This is a genomic window from Curtobacterium sp. TC1, from assembly GCF_019844075.1.
In the GTDB taxonomy this organism is placed as follows: domain Bacteria; phylum Actinomycetota; class Actinomycetes; order Actinomycetales; family Microbacteriaceae; genus Curtobacterium.
On the sequence record NZ_CP081964.1, the window covers coordinates 1,734,569 to 1,755,552 of the forward strand.

Consider the following 20,984-nt stretch of genomic DNA (forward strand, 5'->3'; position numbering starts at 1 on the left):
TCATGACGGAGAATGGAGCCCATGCCGAGTGCTCTCCCGATCGCCGATCCAGCCCCCGCGGACGGCCTGATCACGCCGTGGGCGGCGGCGGGGTCCGACGGTGCTCCCGCTGCCGGCGACGTCCCCTTCGGCCTGTACGTGCACGTGCCGTTCTGCCGGGTGCGCTGCGGCTACTGCGACTTCAACACCTACACGGCGTCCGAGCTCCGCGGCGTCCGTCGCGACGACTACGCCGGGCACGCCGTGCGGGAGATCGAGTGGGCCGCGACCGTGCTCGACCGCTCCGGTGTGCCGCGTCGGCCGGTGTCGACGGTCTTCTTCGGCGGCGGGACCCCGACCATGTTGCCGGCGTCCGACCTGGCGATGATCCTGCGGGCCATCGACGACACGTGGGGGATCCTGCCCGGCGCCGAGGTCACGACCGAGGCGAACCCGGACTCGGTCGACGCGTCGTCGTTGCAGACCCTGCGCGAGGGCGGCTTCAACCGGATCAGCTACGGCATGCAGTCCGCCGTTCCGCACGTGCTCGCGACGCTGGACCGCACCCACGACCCGCTGCGCGTGCCCGTCGTCGTCGACCTCGCGAAGCAGCAGGGCCTCGACGTCTCGCTCGACCTCATCTACTCGACGCCGGGGGAGTCCCTCGCCGACTGGCGGACCTCGCTCGACGCCGCGATCGCCTGCGAGCCCGACCACGTGTCGGCGTACTCGCTCATCGTCGAGGACGGCACCGCGATGGGCCGCATGGTCGCCCGCGGCGAGCTCCCCGCCCCCGACGACGACCTGGCCGCCGACATGTACGAGCTCGCCGACCAGGTGCTCGGCGACGCCGGGTACTCCTGGTACGAGGTGTCGAACTGGGCACGCGGCGACACGCACGCGAGTCGCCACAACCTGTCGTACTGGAAGGGCCACGACTGGTGGGGCGTCGGCCCCGGCGCCCACTCCGCCGTCGCCGGCACGCGGTGGTGGAACGTGAAGCACCCGGCCGCGTACGCGAACCGGGTGCTGTCCGGCGACTCGCCGGCCGCCGGGCGCGAGGTCATCGACGACGAGACCCGGTACGTCGAGCGGCTGCTCCTCGCCGCCCGCGTCCGCGGGGAGCTCGCGACGAGCGAGATCCGTCAGGAGGCCCGTGGCCGGGTCGCGGGGCTCATCGCACGGGGTCTCGTGGACGGGTCGGCCGCGGTGCGGGGACGCATCGACCTGACCCTGCAGGGTCGCCTGCTCGCCGACGCGGTGGTGCGGGAGCTGCTCGACTGACCGGCGGCCGCCGGTCGCCGGCGGGTCCTACTGCTTGATGAACTCGATCGACAGCGGGTAGCGGTAGAACTGGCCCTGGTTCGCGGCGACGGCCGCCAGGATGCCGAAGACGATCGTCAGCACGGCCACGATCGGGAGCAGCAGGGCTCCGATGAACACCACGGTCAGGATGCCGCACGCGACGTAGGCGATCGCCACGGTGATGTGGAAGTTCAGCGCGACCCGGGTGTGCTCGCGGATGAAGCCGCCGCGGTCCCGGAGCACCAGGTACGCCACGAGCGGGGCGACGAAGCTGAAGAAGATCCCGCCGATGTGCGTGAGCGTTGCCCAGAGGCGCTGGTCCTCCGGGCTCATCGGCTGCGGCGGGGTGTACCCGCTCGGGTACTGGGGTCCGTTCGGGTTCTGCGGGCCACCGGGCTGCTGTCCGTAGGTCATGCCGGAAGCGTATCGGGGGTGCAGTCACGCGGGCGTAGGATCAGCAGTCGACACGTCCGAGTGCCAGATCGACCAGGAAGGAGCGCTCGTGGTCAGTGAACGCAGCCTCGAGGTCCTGAAGGCGATCGTGCGCGACTACGTGGCGTCCCGCGAACCGGTCGGCTCGAAGACGATCGTCGAGCGACACGCCTTCGGTGTCAGTGCCGCCACGATCCGCAACGACATGGCCCTGCTCGAGGACGAGCAGCTCATCGTCGCCCCGCACACCTCGTCCGGTCGTGTGCCGACCGACAAGGGCTACCGCCTCTTCGTCGACCACCTGGCCGCGGCCCGGCCGCTGACGAGCGCCCAGCGGCACGCCATCGAGACCTTCCTCGGCGCCCCGAACGACCTCGACGAGGTCCTCGGCCGCACCGTGCGCCTGCTCAGCCAGCTCACGAACCAGGTCGCCCTGGTGCAGTACCCGTCGATGGTGCGCGCCCGGGTGCAGCACGTCGAACTCGTGCGACTCGGCGACGCCCGGCTGATGGTGGTGCTCATCACCGACACCGCCCGGGTCGAGCAGCGCGTCGTCGAGACCGACGTCGCGCTCGACGAGCCGCTGCTGACCGAACTCCGCACCGTGCTGAACGGTGCGGCCGTGGGGCTCCTGCTGCAGGACGTGCCCACCGCGCTCCGTGCGGTGCCGCAACAGCTCCGCCCCGAGGCCCAGACGCTCGGCGGGGTCGTCGTGGCGACCCTCATCGAGCAGGTCGCGGCGAACCGACAGGACCGCCTGCTGATGGCCGGCGCCGCGAACCTGGCGAAGAGCGAGCAGGACTTCTCCGGCGGCCTCTTCCCGGTGCTCGAAGCGATCGAGGAACAAGTCACCCTGCTCCGCTTGTTCGGGGAGATGCAGGTGGACGACATCGCGGTGGCGGCCAGCATCGGTGTCGAGAACGCCGAGTACGGACTCGACGCCACGAGCATCGTCGCCGGCGGGTACCTCGCCGGTGGCGGCGAGGTGGCACGCCTGGGCGTCCTCGGACCGACCCGGATGGACTACGGCACGAACATGGCGGCCGTCCGGGCCGTCGCACGGTACCTGTCCAAGCTCCTGGGCGAACACTGATCGACTGCAACACCGACCGACCGACCGAACACAACCGACTGAGGGATACGTGGCAGACCACTACGACGTCCTCGGCGTCCAGCGAGACGCCTCCGATGCCGACATCAAGAAGGCCTACCGCCGCCTGGCGCGTGAGCTCCACCCGGACGTGAACCCGGCCCCCGAGGCCGCCGAGCGGTTCAAGGACGTCACGCACGCGTACGACGTCCTGAGCGACCCCGAGCAGCGGCGCCGGTACGACGCCGGGCCACAGGCCGACAGCCCCTTCGGTGGCGGCGCCGGCGGGTTCAGCGACATCTTCGACGCCTTCTTCGGCGGCGGCGGTGGCGGCGGTGGCCGGGGCAGCGGTCCGCGCAGCCGTGCCGAGCGGGGGCAGGACGCCCTGCTCCGCATCGACGTCGACCTCGACGAGGTCGTCTTCGGGACCCACAAGGACGTCGAGGTCGACACCGCCGTCCTCTGCGAGACCTGTCACGGATCGTGCTGCGCACCGGGCACGAGCCCGCGCACCTGCGACATCTGCGGCGGCTCCGGCAGCATCCAGCGCCAGGTCCGCTCGCTCCTGGGCAACGTCGTGACGAGCGCCCCGTGCGGCACCTGCCGCGGGTACGGCACCGTCATCCCGAGCCCCTGCCCGACCTGCCAGGGTCAGGGCCGCGTCCGTGCCCGTCGCACGGTTCCGGTCGACGTCCCGGCCGGCGTCGACTCGGGCCTGCGCCTGCAGATGCCCGGCCAGGGCGAGGTCGGCCCCGCCGGCGGCCCCTCCGGCGACCTGTACCTGGAGATCCGGGTGCGGCACGACGACGTCTTCAGCCGCGACGGCGACGACCTGCTCGCCACGCTCGAGGTCGCGATGACCGACGCCGTGCTCGGCACCACCACGACGATCGACGGACTCGACGGGCCCGTCGAGCTCGAGATCCGTCCCGGGGTGCAGAGCGCCGACGTCCTGGTCATCAAGGACCGCGGCATCACGAAGCTGCGCGGGAGCGGCCGCGGCGACCTCCGGGTCGGCGTGCAGGTCGTCACCCCGACGAAGCTGTCGCACAAGGAGCGGCAGCTGGTCGAGCAGCTCGCGAAGTCGCACAAGGCCTCGGCGCCGCAGCTCGCCCGGTTCCAGCAGGGCATGTTCGGCAAGCTCCGCGACCGCTTCTTCAACTTCTGATGGCATCGCTCTACGTCGTGGAGTCGCTCGACGGGGTCGCCGTCGGTGGCTCCGTGACGCTCGACGGGGCAGAGGGGCGGCACGCCGTGACCGTCTCGCGCGTGCGGGTCGGCGAGACGCTGCGGCTCTCGGACGGACGGGGGACCGTCGTGTCCGGTGCGGTGGACTCCGTCGACCGCGATTCGCTGGTGTTGTCCGTCGCGTCGCTGTCCGTCGATCCGCTGCCGGTCCCGTCGCTGACGCTCGTGCAGGCCCTGGCCAAGGGCGGCCGCGACGAGATGGCGGTGCAGGCGTCGACGGAGATCGGCGTGGACCGGATCGTGCCGTGGTCGGCCGCGCGCAGTGTCTCCCGGTGGGAAGGCCCGAAGGTCGAGAAGGGCCGATCGCGCTGGACGTCCATCGCACACGAGGCCGCGAAGCAGGCGATCCGGTCGCGGGTGCCCGAGGTCGGGCCGCTCGTCACGACGGCGCAGCTCGTGCCCGCGCTCGGTGCCGGTGCCGCGGTGCTCGTGCTCGACCCCACCGCGACCGTGCGGCTCGCGACCTGGGAACCGCCGGCGGACCTCGACGAGATCGCACTCGTGGTGGGGCCGGAGGGCGGTATCGACGGCTCCGAGCTCGACCGGCTCGAGGCCGCGGGAGCGATCAGGGTCCGGCTCGGCGACAGCGTGCTGCGGACCTCGACCGCCGGTCCCGCGGCACTCGCGATCCTGCAGGCCGGACTCGGTCGCTGGTGAGGGAAGGCCCGAGGTCGGTCCCGCGTTCTACGATGGAGTCATGAGCACCAGCACGCCCAGCGTCTTCAGCAAGATCATCGCGCGCGAGATCCCGGCGACCGTCGTCGCCGAGGACGACCGTGTGATCGCGATCGAGGACATCGCCCCGAAGGCACCCGTCCACGTGCTGGTCATCCCCAAGACCGAGCAGTACGCGGACGTCGCCCAGCTCGCGGCCGGTGACCCCGACCTCCTCGCCCACCTGGTCGCCACCGCGCAGCGCATCGCCGACGAGCGCGCCGGCGGCCAGTTCCGTCTCGTCTTCAACACCGGCGAAGCCGCCGGTCAGACCGTGTTCCACGTGCACGCGCACGTACTCGCAGGTGAACTGCAGGAAGGCACCCTTGCCGGCTAACGAACCAGCACAGCCCACCACCGACGACGACCAGGTCGTCTCCGTCGCCCTCCAGGTCGACGGCATCGCCATGGTCCAGCTGCTCGGTCCCCAGGACCGGCTCCTGAAGACCGTCGAACGGCAGTACCCGGGCGTCAAGGTCGTCGTCCGCGGCAACGAGGTCACGCTCACCGGACCCGAGCGCGAGGTCGCGCGGGCGAAGGCGCTCGTCGACGAACTCGTCGGCCTGGTCAAGCGCGGGCAGGACATCGGCCCCTCGGACATCCCGATGTCGGCGCGCATCCTCGACGACGACCGCAAGCCGTCCGACACCTTCGGCACGCCGATCGTGTCGAGCCGCGGCAAGTCCGTCCGGCCGAAGACCGACGGGCAGCGCGCGTACGTCGACGCCATCGACGAACACACCATCACGTTCGGGATCGGTCCCGCCGGCACCGGCAAGACCTACCTGGCGATGGCGAAGGCGGTGCAGGCCCTGCAGCGGCGCGAGGTCACCCGGATCATCCTGACCCGTCCAGCGGTCGAGGCCGGCGAGCGGCTCGGGTTCCTGCCGGGCACGCTCACCGACAAGATCGACCCGTACCTGCGGCCGCTCTACGACGCCCTGAACGAGATGATGGACCCCGAGCTGGTCCCGAAGCTGCTCGCTGCGGGCACGGTCGAGGTCGCGCCGCTCGCGTACATGCGCGGCCGGACGCTCAACGACTCGTTCGTCGTCCTCGACGAGGCGCAGAACACGACCCCCGAGCAGATGAAGATGTTCCTGACCCGTCTCGGGTTCGGCTCGAAGATGGTCGTCACGGGGGACATCACCCAGGTCGACCTGCCGGGCAACGTGTCCGGGCTCCGGCTCGTGACGCGCATCCTCGAGACGGTCGAGGACATCCACTTCGCCCGGCTCGGCAGCGAGGACGTCGTGCGGCACACGCTCGTCGGCCGCATCGTCGACGCCTACACCGTCTACGACGAGGAACGCCTCGCCGAGCAGGCCGGTCATCGTCCCGGTGGCCGCGGCACCGCGCCGGTCGGCAACCCCGACGGCGCCAACCGTGCCGAGCGCCGGGGGCGGCCGCCGCAGGACCGTCAGCGACCCCCGTACCCCCAGAACGACGCCCGAGGAGGCAACCGGTGAGCATCGAGCTCAACAACGAGTCCGGGGTCGAGGTGGACGAGGCAGCGATCCAGCGCCTCGCCGCCTTCGCCCTCGATGCGATGCACGTGCACGCGGACGCCGAACTCGCCATCGTCCTGGTCGACGAGGGCGCGATGGAGCAGCTGCACGTGCGGTGGATGGACGAGCCCGGCCCGACCGACGTCCTGAGCTTCCCGATGGACGAACTCCGACCGGGTACCGAGGACGACCCCACGCCCGCCGGACTGCTCGGCGACATCGTGCTCTGCCCGCAGGTGGCCGAGGAACAGGCGAAGACCGCCGGGCACTCGAGCACCGACGAGATGCTGCTGCTCACCTGCCACGGCATCCTGCACCTGCTCGGGTTCGACCACGCCGAGCCGGACGAGAAGGCCGAGATGTTCGGGCTGCAGGGCGAGATCCTGACGGCCTTCGCGGCCCAGCGCCGGGGTCGGTAGCCGATGCTCGTCGTCGTCGGCCTGCTCGCGGTGGCGCTGGGGCTCGTCGTGCTCGGCGGACTCCTCGCCGCGAGCGACGCCGCACTCTCCGTGGTGTCCCGTGCCGACCTCGACGAGATCGCCCGCGGCAACAAGCGGCGTCGCGCGCTCGAGGCGATCGCGGACGACGTCGGTGCGCACGTCAACGCGCTCAACTTCTTCCGGGTCCTCGCCGAGACCGCCGCGGCCGTGCTCGTCACGATCGCCCTGGTGCGGGCGTTCGACAGCTGGTGGGTGGCGCTCATCGTCTCCGCCGCCATCATGACGGCCGTGTCCTTCGTGCTCGTCGGGTCGAGTCCGCGCAGCGTCGGACGGGCGCACGCCGAGCGACTGCTGGCGTCCACCGGCGGGCTGGTCCGTGCCGTCCGGATCGTGCTCGGTCCGCTCGCCGGTCTGCTCGTCCGCATCGGCGACCGCGTGACCCCGGGCCGTGGCCGGAGTGCCTCGACGGTGTCGAGCGAAGAGCAACTGCTGTCCCTCGTCGACGAGGCCACCGAGAGCAACGTGCTCGAGGACGAGGACCGCGAGCTCATCCACTCGGTCTTCGAGTTCAGCGACACCCTCGTGCGCGAGGTGATGGTGCCGCGCACCGACATGCTGACCGTCGACGGCTCGGACACGCTCGCCGCCGGCATGGAGCAGTTCCTGGCTGCCGGGGTGTCCCGCATGCCCGTCACCGGCAAGGACAGCGACGACGTGCTCGGTGTGCTGTACCTGCGCGACGTGTCGCGGGCGCTGTACGAGCGTCCGGGGTCCGGCAGCGAGCGGGTCACGCGCCTGCTGCGTCCGGCCGAGTTCGTGCCGGAGTCGAAGGCCGCCGACGACACCCTGCGGCACATGCAGGTCGCGAAGAACCACCTGGTCCTGGTCGTCGACGAGTACGGCGGCGTCGCCGGTCTCGTCACGATGGAGGACCTCATCGAGGAACTCGTCGGGGACATCTCCGACGAGTACGACCGCGCGGTGGTCGACCGGGTCGAGGTCGAGCCCGGCATCTGGCGGATCTCCGCCCGGCTGCCCGTCGACGAGCTCGGCGACCTGTTCGGGATCGAGCTCGACGACGACGACGTCGACACCGCGGGCGGCCTGCTCACCAAGGAGCTCGGCCACCTGGCGATCTCCGGCGACACCGTCACGGTGTCCGGCGTCGTCCTGACGGCCGACCGGGTCGAGGGCAAGCGCCGCCACCTCATCACCGTGCTCGCCGAGCGCACCGATGCCCTCGCGGGTGTCGAGGACGCCTTCGACGACGCCACCACCACGACGGGAACCACGCACGCATGACCGACTCCGACTCCACCCCCACCGCCTCGGGCACGCCGTACCGTGCGGGCTTCGTCTCGTTCGTCGGGCGCCCGAACGTCGGCAAGTCGACGTTGACGAACGCGCTGGTGGGCCAGAAGGTCGCGATCACCTCGTCGAAGCCGCAGACCACCCGGCGTGCGATCCGCGGCATCGTGCACCGTCCCGACGGCCAGGTCATCATCGTCGACACCCCGGGCGTGCACCGTCCGCGCACCCTGCTCGGCGAGCGGCTCAACGACCTCGTGCAGTCCACGCTCGGCGACGTCGACGTCATCGGGTTCTGCGTCCCCGCCAACGAGCCGATCGGCCCGGGCGACCGCTTCATCAACGACACCCTCGACCAGTACCCGCGGGCCAAGAAGGTCGCGATCGTCACGAAGATCGACCGCACCTCGAAGGACAAGGTCGGGGAGCAGCTGCTGGCCGTCTCGAGGCTCCGTGACTGGGACTCGATCATCCCGACGTCGGGCACGAAGGGCCTGCAGCTCGAGGACCTCCTCGGCGAGATCACCTCGCTGCTGCCGGAGTCGCCCCAGCTCTACGACTCGTCCGCCGTGACCGAGGAGACCGACGAGGAACGCATCAGCGAACTCATCCGCGAAGCCGCGCTCGAGGGCGTCCGCGACGAACTGCCGCACTCGCTCGCGGTCGTGATCGAGGACATCGTCGAGCCCGACGAGGACGACGACGCCGACGGTCCGCTGCGCATCTTCGCGAACCTGTTCGTCGAGCGCGACAGCCAGAAGGCGATCGTCATCGGCCACAAGGGCGAGCGCCTGAAGGACGTCGGCTCCCGTGCCCGCGTCGAGATCGAGTCGCTGCTCGGCGGTCGGCACGTGTACCTCAACATCCGCGTGAAGGTCGCCAAGGAGTGGCAACGTGACCCGAAGCAGCTCGGACGCCTCGGGTTCTGAGGTCCTGGCGCCGGGTGTCATCCACGCGAGGGACGCGCCGGTGACCCGAGCGCCGTACCGTGGACGCGTGTTCCGTCCCATGCTGCGCGCGCAGGTCATCACCGACGTCGTCATCGCCGTCGTGCTCGGCTCGCTCGTGCTGATCACCTCGGCCCGGGGGATGGACACCCCGCTCGCGGTCGTCACCGTCGTCGGCATGACCGCCGCGCTGGCGCTCCGACGGCTGTCACCGGGACTCGCCCTGGCGGTCGCGTGGGTGTTCGCGGTCTTCGAGATGGTGACGGGCCAGATGCCCGACCTGTCGAACGTGTTCATCGCGGCGGTGCTCTACACCACGAGTGCCTACGGCAGCCGACGGGTCCGGCTGGCGGGACTCGTCTCCGCCATCGTCGGGTCCGTCACCGCGGCGCTCTACATCGGCGTCGACGACTACCGGAACCGCCTGACGATCGAGACCGCCTCGACCCCGTTCCAGGAGTCGCTGCAGGTCACGGTCTCGTACTTCGCCGTCGTCCTGCTCCTCCTGCTGCTGCCGTGGTTGGCGGGCCTCGTCCTGCGCACCCGCCGGTCGGCGAGCATGAGCCGCGAGGCCCAGCTGCTCGCCGAGCGCGACGCCGCCCGCGCCGACCGCGCCGTCGCCGTCGAACAGGAACGTGTGCGGATCGCCCGCGACATGCACGACATCGTCGCGCACTCGCTCGCGGTCGTCATCGCCCAGGCGGACGGCGCCCGCTACGCGCTGAAGGCCGACCCCGCCGTCGCCGACCAGGCGCTCGGCACCATCTCGACGACCGCCCGCCGTGCGCTCGGCGACGTCCGCGAGCTCCTGGGTGCGCTGCGGCACGAGCAGGGGACCGTTCCGACACCCGAGATCGACGACATCGACCGGCTCATCGGCGAGATGCGGCAGGTCGGCCTCGACGTCCGGGTCGAGCGCGAGGGCGACCCTGCCGGTCTCCCCACCACGACGCAGCTCGCGGTGTACCGGATCGTCCAGGAGAGCCTGACGAACGCGTACAAGCACGGTGAACCGGGGACCCCGGTGCACGCATCGCTGACCTACCGACCGGACACCGTCGAGATCGCGGTCGTGAACCGCCGCGCGGACGACGGCACGCGGGGTCCCGGCACCGGACACGGCCTCGTCGGGATGCGCGAGCGTGCGACCATGACCGGCGGCACGATGACCGCAGGGGTTCGCGGACCGGACTTCGAGGTCTCGGTCCGGATGCCCGCGGTCCCCGCCAGCGGACAGATGCCCCGCGGCCGTGTCACCCCGATCGCCGGCCCGACCGCCAGCCCGACCGAGCAGGAGCGCACCGCCCGATGACCACCACCCCGCCGGCCGACGGCCGGATCCGCGTCGCCCTCGTCGACGACCAGGCACTCTTCCGCACGGGCATCCGGATGCTCATCGGCTCCCAACCCGACCTGCAGTTCGTCGGCGAGGCGGGCGACGGCGCCGAGGGCGTCGAGCTCGTCCGCCGCGCCCGCCCGGACGTCGTCCTGATGGACGTCCGCATGCCCGTGATGGACGGCATCACGGCGACCTCGCACATCGTCGAGCAGGCCGGGACCGACGGCGCCAAGGTGCTCGTCCTGACCACGTTCGACTTCGACGAGGCCGCGGCGAAGGCCATCCGCGCCGGGGCGAGCGGCTTCGTGCTGAAGGACGCCGACCCGGAGTTCCTGCTCGCCGCCGTGCGGACCGTGCACGCCGGCACCGCGGTCTTCGCGGCCTCGGCGACGCGGGAGCTCCTGCGTCGGTACGACGACTCGGTCGAGCAGGCCGCGACCGTGCCGGCGACGTTCGACGACCTGACACCGCGTGAGCGCGAGATCTTCGACCTGGCGGCCCGCGGCTTCAGCAACAGCGAGATCGCGCAGCACGAGTACGTCAGCGAGGCGACCGTGAAGACCCACATCTCGCGGGTCCTGACGAAGCTCGGACTCCGCGACCGCGTGCGCCTCGTCGTGTTCGCCCACGAGCACGGACTGGTGGGCAAGGCCGACTGACGGACGTCATCCGATCGGATGACCCGTCCACAGGAAGTCGAGCCGAGCGGTGCATCCACAGGAGCCGCCCGACGGACGCGGGCCGGGCCTCCCGGCCGTCATCGTTGGTGCATGACCACCAGCCACGCTCCGATCATCCGACTCGACCACGTGTCCAAGCACTACGGCGACGCCGCGCGCCGGGTCACAGCGCTCGACGACGTCAGCGTCGACATCGGCGCGGGGGAGTTCACCGCCGTGATGGGGCCGTCCGGGTCCGGCAAGTCGACCCTCATGCACGTTGCCGCCGGCCTCGACGCGGTGTCCGCCGGCCGCATCCAGATCGACGGCGTCGACATCACCGGGCTCGGCGACAAGGACCTGACCGAGCTCCGTCGCCGCCGGCTCGGGTTCGTGTTCCAGTCGTTCAACCTGGTACCGACGCTCGACGTCAGCGAGAACATCCGGCTGCCGTTCCTGCTCGGCGGGCACAAGCCGTCGAAGGACGAGAGCGCGTGGATCGACCGGTTGGTCGACCAGCTCGGACTCGGCAACCGGCTGTCGCACCGGCCGCACCAGCTGTCGGGTGGGCAGCAGCAGCGCGTCGCCATCGCCCGGGCGCTCGCCTCGCGGCCGGCAGTCGTCGTCGCCGACGAGCCGACCGGTGCCCTCGACTCGCGCACCGGCCGTGACGTCCTCGCGATCCTGCGCGGCGCCGTGCAGGAGTGGGGTCAGAGCGTCGTCATGGTGACCCACGACCCCGTCGCCGCCGCCAACGCCGACCGGATCCTGTTCCTCGCCGACGGCCGGGTCGTCGCCGACCGCCCGGCGATGGACGCCGGCGCGATCTCCACCACGATGCTGGGGATGGAGGCGGCAGCGTGAACGGCGTCCGCTCCTTCGCCCCGACCGTGCTGGTCGCGGCGCTCGGCACGACGTTCGGCTCAGCACTCGTCATCGCCCCGGGCATCGTGACCGAGGCGCTCGGCGCCGTCGGGCTCGCCGACCTCGGGCCGGTCAAAGCGATCCTGTCCGTCGTCGGTTGGCTGTTCCTCGGGATCGCGCTGTACGTCGGCGCGATCGTCACCGCCAACACCTGCGCGACCCTCATCGCCGGGCAGACCCGGATCATCGCGCTGCAGCGTCTCGTCGGTGCCACGGGTGCGACCCTCCGTGCCCGGATCACCCGGACCGGCCTGGTCGTCGGGGTACTCGGCGGGCTGATCGGCGCCGTCGTCGGCACCGGACTGTCCGCGGTGTTCGTCGTCGTCCTGCGCGGCAACGGCTTCCTGCCCGACACCGACTACACGCTCCTGCCGTGGGAACTCGTGCTGCCGGTCGTCGCGGTCGTCCTGGCGACCTGGGGAGCCTTCGCCGCGGGCTCCCGCCGGGTGCTGACCGTCACCCCGCTCGAGGCGCTGTCGTCGAGCGTCGAACCGAGCCACGACGACGTCCGCTCCGGCACCGCCCGCAAGGTCTGGGCCATCGTGCTCATGGCCGGCGGCGCGGCGCTCATGCTCATCGGGCTCGCGGTCAGCGCGGGCTCGCCCATCGCGGTGCTGCCGGCGGCACTCGGCGGGTTCGTGTCCTTCGCGGGCGTCGCGGTCGGGGCGACGATCGTGATGCCGCCCGTCCTGCAGCTCATCGGCCGCATCGGCTCGCACGACCCCGTCGTCCTGCTCGCCGGCCGCAACGCCATGCGTGCGCCGGGTCGGTCCTCGCGGGCGACGATCGGGCTCGTGATCGGCGTCACCCTGCTCGTCACCTTCGCGGTCGCGCTCGGCATCATGCAGCACGTGCTCGAGGCCCAGCTCGAGGACCTGGGGCAGGGCCAGATGACGACCGAGATGGTGCAGGCGCAGCGCGACTTCTTCGTGCAGCTGAACGCCGTCGTCAGTGTCATCGTCGGGTTCTCCGCCGTGATCGCCGCCGTCGGGGTCGTGAACGCGCTCGCACTCGGGGTCCTGCAGCGTCGCCGTGAGCTCGGGCTGCTGCGGGTCCTCGGACTCACCGGGGCGCAGGTCCGCCGGATGATCGTGACCGAGGCCGTGCAGATGGTCGTCGCGGCCGTCGTCTCCGGGCTCGTGCTCGGCACCTTCTATGGCTGGGTCGGCGGGCAGACGCTGCTCGGATCGCTGGGCACCCCGGTCACGCCCGTGCTGCCGCCGCTCACCATCGGGATCGTCGTCGTCGGGGCGCTCGTGCTCGCGGTCGTCGCGACGATCGCGCCGGTGCGGCGCGCGATGCGCGTCCCCCCGACCGAAGCGCTCGCGGTCGACTGACGAGCGGCCGTGGTCGGGCCACGCGGCGGACGGGAGGCACGGTGCCAGCTGGCACCGTGCCTCCGGTCCGTCGTCCCGTGCCTCCGCCGCCCCGGCCGCTCCCGCCACGCCGCCCCGCCACGCCGCTCCCGCCACGCCGCCCCGCCACGCCGCTCCCGCCACGCCGCTCGCGCCACGCCGCTCGCGTTCGCCGAGGTTCCACGATCTTGGACTCCGGACGGCCGCCGGCGACGGTTCGTGGAACCTCGGCGTCCGGCCGACGGCATGTCGTGACCACTCGAACGCCCCTCGCTGTCACACGAGCCGCGGCCGGTGCTACCGTGGACCCGATGTACTCGGCACTCCTCCTCCTTCGCTGCCGCGACGAGGCCTGACACACCGGCCCACCTCGTCGCGGAGTCCGTCGTGGCCGCCCTCACCCAGAGCACACGAAAGCGACGAACGATGCAGAACACGCAGCAGCCCTCCGGGATGCCGATCCACAAGTACGTCCCCTTCCACGAACAGATCTCGGTCGACCTGCCCGACCGCACCTGGCCGATGAAGCGCATCGACAAGGCGCCGCGCTGGTGCGCTGTCGACCTGCGTGACGGCAACCAGGCCCTCATCGACCCGATGGACGCCGAGCGCAAGCGCGCGATGTTCGACCTGCTCGTCGGCATGGGCTACAAGGAGATCGAGGTCGGGTTCCCGAGTGCCTCGCAGACCGACTTCGACTTCGTCCGGTCGCTGATCGACGAGGGCGCGATCCCCGACGACGTCACGATCCAGGTGCTGACCCAGGCGCGCGAGCACCTCATCCAGCGCACGTACGAGGCGATCGACGGCGCGAGGCAGGCCATCGTCCACCTGTACAACTCGACGAGCATCGTGCAGCGCGAGGTCGTCTTCCGCACCGACGTGCAGGGTGTGGTCGACATCGCGGTCGCCGGCGCGAAGCTGTGCAAGGCGGCTGAGGCGACGCTCCAGCACGACACGACGGTCTACTACGAGTACTCGCCGGAGTCCTACACGGGCACCGAGCTCGAGGTCGCACTGGAGATCTGCAACGCCGTGCTCGAGGTCTTCGAGCCGACCCCTGACCGCAAGGTCATCATCAACCTGCCGGCGACCGTCGAGATGGCGACGCCGAACGTCTACGCCGACTCGATCGAGTGGATGTCGCGCAACCTGGCCCACCGTCAGGACGTCATCCTGTCGCTGCACCCGCACAACGACCGTGGCACCGCCGTCGCCGCCGCGGAGCTCGGCTACATGGCCGGCGCGGACCGCATCGAGGGCTGCCTGTTCGGCAACGGTGAGCGCACCGGCAACGTCGACCTCGTCGCGCTGGGCATGAACCTGTTCACGCAGGGCATCGACCCGGAGATCTCGTTCGCGGACATCGACCAGGTGAAGCGCACCGTCGAGTACTGCAACCAGCTGCCGGTGCCGGAGCGTCAGCCGTGGGCGGGCGACCTCGTCTACACGGCGTTCAGTGGCTCGCACCAGGACGCCATCAACAAGGGCTTCGAGGCGATGAAGGCCAAGGCGGCCGCGGCGGGCAAGGACATCGACGAGATCGAGTGGGCGGTGCCGTACCTGCCCGTCGACCCGAAGGACATCGGCCGGTCGTACGAGGCCGTCATCCGTGTCAACTCGCAGTCCGGCAAGGGCGGCGTCGCCTACCTGCTCAAGACGGACCACGCCCTGGACCTGCCCCGCAAGCTGCAGATCGAGTTCTCCGGCGTCGTGCAGCGGCACACCGACACCGAGGGCGGCGAGTTCTCCTCGCAGCGCATCTGGGACGTGTTCCAGGACGAGTACCTGCCTGCACCGACCGACGACGACAAGTGGGGTCGCTACGAGCTCACGAAGACGGCGACGTCGAGCGACTTCGACGGCACGACCTCGCTGTCGGTCGCGCTCCGCGTCGACGAGGGATCCGTCACCGCCGACGCCGTGGGTACCGGTCCGATCGACGCGTTCCTCAAGGTCCTCGCCGCGCAGGGCGTCCAGGTCACGCTGTACGACTACTCGGAGCACACGATGAGCGCCTCCGGTGACGCGAAGGCGGCGTCCTACGTCGAGCTCGACGTCGACGGCGTGCGCCTGTGGGGCGTCGGCATCGACGCTGACATCTCGACGGCGTCGCTCAAGGCGATCGTCTCCGCGGTCAACCGTGCGGTCCGCGCGGGAGCCGCGACCGGCGCCGACTCGCCGGAGCTCGTCTCCGCCTGACACGCGCGGTACTTCCCCCGTCACGCGCGATGGCACGTCGGATCGGGCGTACCTGGGCGTTTCTTTCGACCAGGTACGCCCGATTCCGCCGAGTACGCCCCGCGCCCGCGCACGACCCGCCCCGCGCGTGCCCAGCCCCGCGCGTGCCCAGCCCCGCGCGGCGCGGTGTCGGCGGGGCGGGGGATACTGGGGGCATGCCGCTGTACCGGGACGAGTGCGTCGTGTTGCGCACCCACAAGCTCGGTGAAGCCGACCGCATCGTCACCATGCTCAGTCGGCAGCACGGCAAGATCCGAGCGGTGGCCAAGGGCGTGCGGCGGACCGCGTCGAAGTTCGGTAGCCGCCTCGAGCCGTTCATGGTCGTCGACGCCCAGTTCTACGAGGGGCGCTCGCTCGACATCGTCACGCAGGCTGAGTCGCTCGGCGCCTACGGTGCGCAGATCGTCGCCGACTACGGCGCGTACACGGCTGCCAGCGCGATGGTCGAGACCGCCGACCGCCTGAGCGAGGCCGACGCCGGCCTGCAGCAGTACCTGTTGCTCGTCGGTGCGCTGCGGTCGTTGTCCCGCGGTGAGCACCACTCCAGCGCCACGCTCGACTCCTACCTGCTCCGCGCGATGAGCATCGCAGGGTGGGCGCCCTCGTTCGGCGACTGTGCGGTCACCGGGGAGCCCGGGCCGCACTCGGCCTTCGTCGTGCAGCTCGGCGGCGTGGTCGCCGATCGCGCTGCGCCTCCCGGCACGCCGCGGCTCGACCCGGCGACCCTCGGGGTACTCGGCTCGCTGCTCGCCGGCGACTGGGCGAGCGTCGACGCCACCGACGAGCGCACGCGGTCACGCGCCTCCGGCGTGGTCGCGGCCTACGCCCAGTGGCACCTGGAACGATCGCTCCGGTCCCTGCCGCACGTCGACCGGTCGGAGCATCCGCTGCCGGTGCCGCTGACCCACGACGGGCCCGAGGCGACGGCCCGTGCGGTCGCCTCCACCCCGGCGCCCTCCACCCCGGCGCCCTCCGTCCCGGACCCCGCCGACCCCGACCTCGATCCCGCCGCCGAAGGAACCCCCACCGCATGAGCCCCCGCCGCCCCGACGACGCCGAGCCGTTCCGCCCGATCGACTGGACGGGCCAGACGCCCCCGGCGATCCCGGCCCGGTTCGTGCCGGACCACGTGGCCATCGTGATGGACGGCAACGGCCGGTGGGCGAACGGCCGAGGGCTCACCCGGATCGAGGGGCACAAGGCGGGTGAGGCCTCGCTGCTGGACGTCGTCGCCGGCGGCATCCAGATCGGCGTCAAGCACATCTCGGCGTACGCGTTCTCGACCGAGAACTGGAAGCGGTCCCCGGAAGAGGTCCGGTTCCTGATGGGCTTCAACCGCGACGTCATCCGCCGACGGCGCGACCAGCTCAACGAGTGGGGCGTCAAGGTGCGGTGGGCCGGTCGGCGTCCGCGGTTGTGGCGGAGCGTCATCGACGAACTCGACCGCGCCGAGCAGATGACCGCCGGCAACGACGTGCTGACCCTGACGATGTGCGTCAACTACGGCGGCCGGAACGAGATCGTCGACGCCGTGCGGGGGATGGCCGAAGAGGTCGCCGCCGGACGCCTCAAGCCGAGCCAGGTCACCGAGAAGGCCCTGGCGAAGCGGCTGTACGTGCCCGAGATGCCCGACGTCGACCTGTTCCTCCGCAGTTCAGGGGAGCAGCGCACGAGCAACTTCCTGCTCTGGCAGTCGGCGTACGCCGAGATGGTGTTCCTCGACCGCCTGTGGCCGGACTTCCGCCGCACCGACCTGTGGGGTGCGATCGAGGAGTACGCACGCCGCGACCGGCGCTACGGCGGCGCGGTCGACGCCCCGACGGCGTAGCCCCAGCCGAGCCCAGCCCAGCCCGACCCGGGCCGCGCAGCCCGGCTCCTCAGCCCGGCAGCGGCCCGTCGAGCAGGTGCGCCGCCGACCGCACGGCGTCCAGGGCGGCCAGCACGCTGGGGACGCGCTCGGCCCCGCGCGCCACGACGACCTCGACGCGTCGAGCCAGGTCGTCGTCGACGGGATCGACCCGGACCTCGGCGGGGATCACCGTCGTGGCGAGTGCCAGCCGGGGCAGCAACGCCACCCCGAGTCCGGCGGCGACGAGCCCCACGACCGCCGCCGCGTTGTCGGTCTCGAGCACGATGTCCGGCGTGAACCCGGCGGTGGCGCACGAGGCGAGGAGGTGCCCCCGGCACCGCGGGCAGCCGCCGATCCAGCGGGCATCGCGGTGTGCCGCCAGGTCCACGGCAGCTGGGCCGGCGGGGCGGACGGACCCCGGGCCTCCCGGTCGGCCTGCCCCGACCGGCGTCACCAGCGCGAGCGGGTCGCGCCCCAGCGCCCGGGTGACGAGCCCGGGGTCCGGGGTGGCTCCGACCTCGTCGCCGACGTAGGTGAACGTGAGGGCGACGTCGACCTCGCCGCTCCGCAGCAGGTCGTGTGCTTCGGGCGGTTCGACCTCCACGTAGGAGGTCGTCACGCCGGGAGCCGTCGCCGCCAGCCGTGCGAGCACGGCGGGCACGAGGGCGGAGGAAGCGCTCGGGAACCCGGCGAGGCGCACCCGACCGCGGGACAGGCCCCCGACGGCGTCGAGGTCCTCGCGCGCGGCGGTCAGTGCTGCCTGCACGTGCAGGGCGTGGTCCGCGAGCACCCGGCCGGCGTCCGTCAGCGTCGCACCGCGCCCGCCGCGACCGTCCTGCCCGGACCGCAGCACCAGGGTGTGCCCGAGTCGCCGCTCGGCCCGGGCGAGCAATTGGCTGACCGCCGGCTGGCTCGACCCGAGCGCTGCGGCGGCACGGGTGATCGACCCGCCGTCGGCCACGGCGCGCAGCACCCGGAGCAACTGGGGATCGATCTCGTCCATCACGTGATGTTATCGGTGGCACAACGAACCGGCACTGGTGTGATGGGGAGCGAGCCGGGACGCTGTCCGCATGGACTCCTTCCCCGCCGGCCGCGGCTACCTCGCGGCGTGCACCGCCGGTCTGCCGACCCACGGCACCCTCGCGGCCCAGCGCGCCGACCTCGACGCGTGGTCCCGCGCCGAGACGTCGCCGGCCCGCTACGGGGCACTGGTCGAACAGGGACGCTCGCTCTTCGCGGAGCTCGTCGGGGTCCCGGCGTCCCGCGTCGCGACCGGCTCGCAGACATCGGTGATGGCCGCGGTCGTCGCCGACGCGCTGCCGGACGGTGCCGAGGTGGTCGTCCCCGACGGCGACTTCAGCTCGGTCGTGTTCCCGTTCCTCGCCCAGGTACACCGCGGCGTCCGGGTCCGGAGCGTCCCGCTCGACCGGCTCGCCGCGTCCGTCGGGCCCGACACGGCCCTCGTCGCGTGGTCCGCGGTGCAGTCCGCCACGGGCGCGGTCACCGACCCCGACCCGGTCGTGGCTGCGGCCCGCCGCGTCGGCGCCCTGACCCTGTGCGACCTCACGCAGGCCGCCGGGGTCCTGCCCGTCGACGCGGCGCCGTTCGACGTGACGCTCACGCACGCCTACAAGTGGCTCTGCGCGCCGCGCGGCGTCGCCTTCATGACACTCTCCGACACCGCCCTCGGCCGGCTCCGCCCCGTGCAGGCCGGCTGGTACGCGGGGGAGGACGTGTGGTCGTCGTGCTACGGACCCGTGATGCACCTGGCCGACGACGCCCGTCGCTTCGACGTCTCGCCGGCCTGGCAGGCGTGGCCCGGTGCCGTGGCCGCGCTCGAGCACGCGGTCGCGCTCGACCAGCAGGCGGTCTGGAGGCACGCCACCGGTCTCGCAGATCGGCTGTGCGACGCCCTCGGGTCGCCTCGGCAGGGCGACGGGCAGGCGATCGTCACGTTCGCGGACGCCGACGGGTCGGCCCTCCGTGCCCTCACCGCCGCGGGGCTCACCGCCTCCGGACGTGCCGGGCGACTGCGGATCGCGTTCCACCTGTGGAACGACGAGGCGGACGTGACCGACGTCGTGGCCGCGCTGGGCGGGGTGGGGCCGGGCGCGTCGGGAAGGTGAGCGCGGACGGCGGACGCGGGGCGGGCCTCCCGGCCGACGAACGCCGGTAGTCTTGCCCGGACCGTTTCCGCACCGAGCACCCAGCTCGGCGACCTCTGGAGCACCCTTTGGCACAGCCCTCCCGTCTCGACAGCGTCATCGCCCTGGCCAAGCGCCGCGGCTTCGTCTTCCAGTCGGGTGAGATCTACGGAGGCTCCCGCTCCGCGTGGGACTACGGGCCCCTCGGTGTGGAGCTCAAGGAGAACATCAAGCGCCAGTGGTGGCAGCGGTTCGTCCGCGGCCGCGGGGACATGGTCGGCCTGGACTCGGCCGTCATCCTGCCCCGCAAGGTGTGGGAGGCCTCCGGCCACGTCGCGACCTTCACCGACCCGCTGGTCGAGTGCCTGCACTGCCACCACCGGTTCCGTGCGGACCACCTGACCGAGGCGTTCGTGGCGAAGAAGGGCCGCGACCCCGAGGGCGGCATGGCCGAGATCGCCTGCCCGAACTGCGGTACCCGCGGCGAGTGGACCGAGCCCCGCGAGTTCTCCGGCATGCTCAAGACCTACCTCGGCCCGGTCGAGTCGGAGGAGGGCCTGAACTTCTTGCGCCCCGAGACCGCGCAGGGCATCTTCGTCGACTTCGCGCAGGTCGTCACGACCAGCCGCATGAAGCCCCCGTTCGGCATCGGCCAGGTCGGCAAGGCGTTCCGCAACGAGATCACGCCCGGCAACTTCATCTTCCGCACCCGCGAGTTCGAGCAGATGGAGATCGAGTACTTCGTGCCGCCGGCCGAGGCGGGCGAGCACTACGAGCAGTGGATCGCCGACTCCGTCGCGTTCTACACCGACCTCGGCATCGACCCGGAGAACCTCCGGCGCTTCGACGTGCCGGACGGCGAGCGGGCGCACTACTCGGACGCCACCGCCGACATCGAGTACCGCTTCGGCTTCACCGGTTCGGAGTGGGGCGAGCTCATGGGCGTCGCGAACCGCACCGACTTCGACCTCAACAACCACATCGAGTCGTCCGGCCAAGACCTGCGCTTCTTCGACCAGGCCGCCAACGAGAAGTACGTGCCGTACGTCATCGAGCCGTCGTTCGGCCTGACCCGTGCGCTCATGGCGTTCCTGCTCGACTCGTACCACGAGGACGAAGCCCCGAACGCGAAGGGCGGCGTCGACAAGCGCACCGTGCTGCGCCTCGACCCGCGCCTGGCGCCCGTCAAGGCCGCGGTGCTGCCGCTGTCGCGCAACGAGCAGCTCTCGCCCGTCGCCCGTGGCCTGGCAGACGACCTGCGCAAGAACTGGAACGTGGACTTCGACGACGCCGGCGCGATCGGCCGCCGCTACCGTCGCCACGACGAGATCGGCACGCCGTTCTGCATCACGGTCGACTTCGACACGCTCGAGGACAAGGCCGTGACCGTGCGCGAGCGCGACACGATGGCGCAGGAGCGGGTGGCGTTGGACCAGCTGCAGGGCTACCTGGCGCAGCGCTTGCTCGGCGCGTAGGGGTTCGCCGCCAAGGGTGGGAAT

At 71.7% G+C, this 20,984-nt stretch carries 19 protein-coding genes and 1 pseudogene; 18 read left to right on the forward strand and 2 right to left on the reverse strand.

All coding sequences use genetic code 11. The features are described from left to right. Window positions 1-21 precede the first annotated feature (21 nt). Window positions 22-1,263 carry a radical SAM family heme chaperone HemW gene (gene hemW, locus KZI27_RS09305; protein WP_222660799.1) on the forward strand — a complete coding sequence of 414 codons (1,242 nt, stop codon included), beginning with the start codon at window positions 22-24 and terminating at the stop codon, window positions 1,261-1,263. A 27-nt stretch (window positions 1,264-1,290) separates the two neighbouring features. On the opposite strand, the gene KZI27_RS09310 is transcribed toward hemW, so the two are convergent. Next, complete coding sequence (locus KZI27_RS09310; protein WP_261784196.1) at window positions 1,291-1,698, reverse strand: DUF4870 domain-containing protein; 408 nt, start codon at window positions 1,696-1,698, stop codon at window positions 1,291-1,293. Between the two features lie 88 nt (window positions 1,699-1,786). Here KZI27_RS09310 and hrcA point away from each other — a divergent pair, with 88 nt between their 5' ends. From hrcA to KZI27_RS09385, 15 genes and pseudogenes are all read left to right on the forward strand, one after another. After that, on the forward strand, window positions 1,787-2,809 hold the full coding sequence (gene hrcA, locus KZI27_RS09315) for a heat-inducible transcriptional repressor HrcA (RefSeq protein WP_123312903.1): 1,023 nt from the start codon (window positions 1,787-1,789) through the stop codon (window positions 2,807-2,809). Window positions 2,810-2,858: 49 nt separating this feature from the next. Continuing rightward, entirely contained in the window at window positions 2,859-3,974 is a 1,116-nt protein-coding gene (gene dnaJ, locus KZI27_RS09320; RefSeq protein ID WP_222660801.1) for a molecular chaperone DnaJ, read from the forward strand. Beyond that, complete coding sequence (locus KZI27_RS09325; protein WP_222660803.1) at window positions 3,974-4,711, forward strand: 16S rRNA (uracil(1498)-N(3))-methyltransferase; 738 nt, start codon at window positions 3,974-3,976, stop codon at window positions 4,709-4,711. The genes dnaJ and KZI27_RS09325 overlap by 1 nt, the downstream gene beginning before the upstream one ends. A gap of 40 nt (window positions 4,712-4,751) precedes the next feature. Then, window positions 4,752-5,105: a histidine triad nucleotide-binding protein gene (locus KZI27_RS09330; RefSeq protein WP_222660805.1), complete on the forward strand. Its 354-nt coding sequence runs from the start codon at window positions 4,752-4,754 to the stop codon at window positions 5,103-5,105. Next, window positions 5,095-6,237 (forward strand): PhoH family protein, encoded by a 1,143-nt coding sequence (locus KZI27_RS09335; protein ID WP_222660807.1) that lies wholly within the window; start codon window positions 5,095-5,097, stop codon window positions 6,235-6,237. The genes KZI27_RS09330 and KZI27_RS09335 overlap by 11 nt, the downstream gene beginning before the upstream one ends. After that, window positions 6,234-6,695: an rRNA maturation RNase YbeY gene (gene ybeY, locus KZI27_RS09340; protein ID WP_123312898.1), complete on the forward strand. Its 462-nt coding sequence runs from the start codon at window positions 6,234-6,236 to the stop codon at window positions 6,693-6,695. The genes KZI27_RS09335 and ybeY overlap by 4 nt, the downstream gene beginning before the upstream one ends. A 3-nt stretch (window positions 6,696-6,698) precedes the next feature. Continuing rightward, window positions 6,699-8,018, forward strand: coding sequence for a hemolysin family protein (locus KZI27_RS09345; protein WP_222660809.1), 1,320 nt, complete (start codon window positions 6,699-6,701; stop codon window positions 8,016-8,018). Beyond that, window positions 8,015-8,953, forward strand: coding sequence for a GTPase Era (gene era / locus KZI27_RS09350; RefSeq protein WP_123312896.1), 939 nt, complete (start codon window positions 8,015-8,017; stop codon window positions 8,951-8,953). Before KZI27_RS09345 ends, era begins: the two co-directional genes overlap by 4 nt. A 67-nt stretch (window positions 8,954-9,020) precedes the next feature. After that, window positions 9,021-10,283 carry a sensor histidine kinase gene (locus KZI27_RS09355; RefSeq protein WP_261784197.1) on the forward strand — a complete coding sequence of 421 codons (1,263 nt, stop codon included), beginning with the start codon at window positions 9,021-9,023 and terminating at the stop codon, window positions 10,281-10,283. Next, a complete protein-coding gene (locus tag KZI27_RS09360) occupies window positions 10,280-10,969 on the forward strand; it encodes a response regulator (RefSeq protein WP_222660811.1) in 690 nt (229 codons plus the stop codon). Before KZI27_RS09355 ends, KZI27_RS09360 begins: the two co-directional genes overlap by 4 nt. Before the next feature lie 111 nt (window positions 10,970-11,080). After that, window positions 11,081-11,833, forward strand: a complete 753-nt coding sequence (locus KZI27_RS09365; protein WP_123312894.1) for an ABC transporter ATP-binding protein — start codon at window positions 11,081-11,083, stop codon at window positions 11,831-11,833. After that, window positions 11,830-13,230, forward strand: coding sequence for an ABC transporter permease (locus KZI27_RS09370; protein WP_222660813.1), 1,401 nt, complete (start codon window positions 11,830-11,832; stop codon window positions 13,228-13,230). Before KZI27_RS09365 ends, KZI27_RS09370 begins: the two co-directional genes overlap by 4 nt. 444 nt (window positions 13,231-13,674) lie before the next feature. Then, a complete protein-coding gene (gene leuA / locus KZI27_RS09375; RefSeq protein WP_222660815.1) occupies window positions 13,675-15,450 on the forward strand; it encodes a 2-isopropylmalate synthase in 1,776 nt (591 codons plus the stop codon). Between the two features lie 194 nt (window positions 15,451-15,644). Then, window positions 15,645-16,367: pseudogene (gene recO / locus KZI27_RS09380) on the forward strand (DNA repair protein RecO); the annotation flags it as partial. Between the two features lie 152 nt (window positions 16,368-16,519). Beyond that, the gene (locus tag KZI27_RS09385; RefSeq protein WP_222660818.1) at window positions 16,520-17,317 is read left to right on the forward strand and encodes an isoprenyl transferase; all 798 of its coding nucleotides are present in this window, start codon (window positions 16,520-16,522) and stop codon (window positions 17,315-17,317) included. A gap of 49 nt (window positions 17,318-17,366) precedes the next feature. Here the strand turns inward: KZI27_RS09385 and KZI27_RS09390 are convergent, their stop codons facing one another. Further along, entirely contained in the window at window positions 17,367-18,341 is a 975-nt protein-coding gene (locus KZI27_RS09390) for a LysR family transcriptional regulator (protein ID WP_222660820.1), read from the reverse strand. 70 nt (window positions 18,342-18,411) lie between these two features. On the opposite strand from KZI27_RS09390, the gene KZI27_RS09395 reads away from it, so the two are divergent. Further along, a complete protein-coding gene (locus KZI27_RS09395) occupies window positions 18,412-19,467 on the forward strand; it encodes an aminotransferase class V-fold PLP-dependent enzyme (RefSeq protein WP_222660822.1) in 1,056 nt (351 codons plus the stop codon). A 107-nt stretch (window positions 19,468-19,574) separates the two neighbouring features. Beyond that, complete coding sequence (locus KZI27_RS09400; protein WP_123312887.1) at window positions 19,575-20,960, forward strand: glycine--tRNA ligase; 1,386 nt, start codon at window positions 19,575-19,577, stop codon at window positions 20,958-20,960. Window positions 20,961-20,984 lie beyond the last annotated feature (24 nt).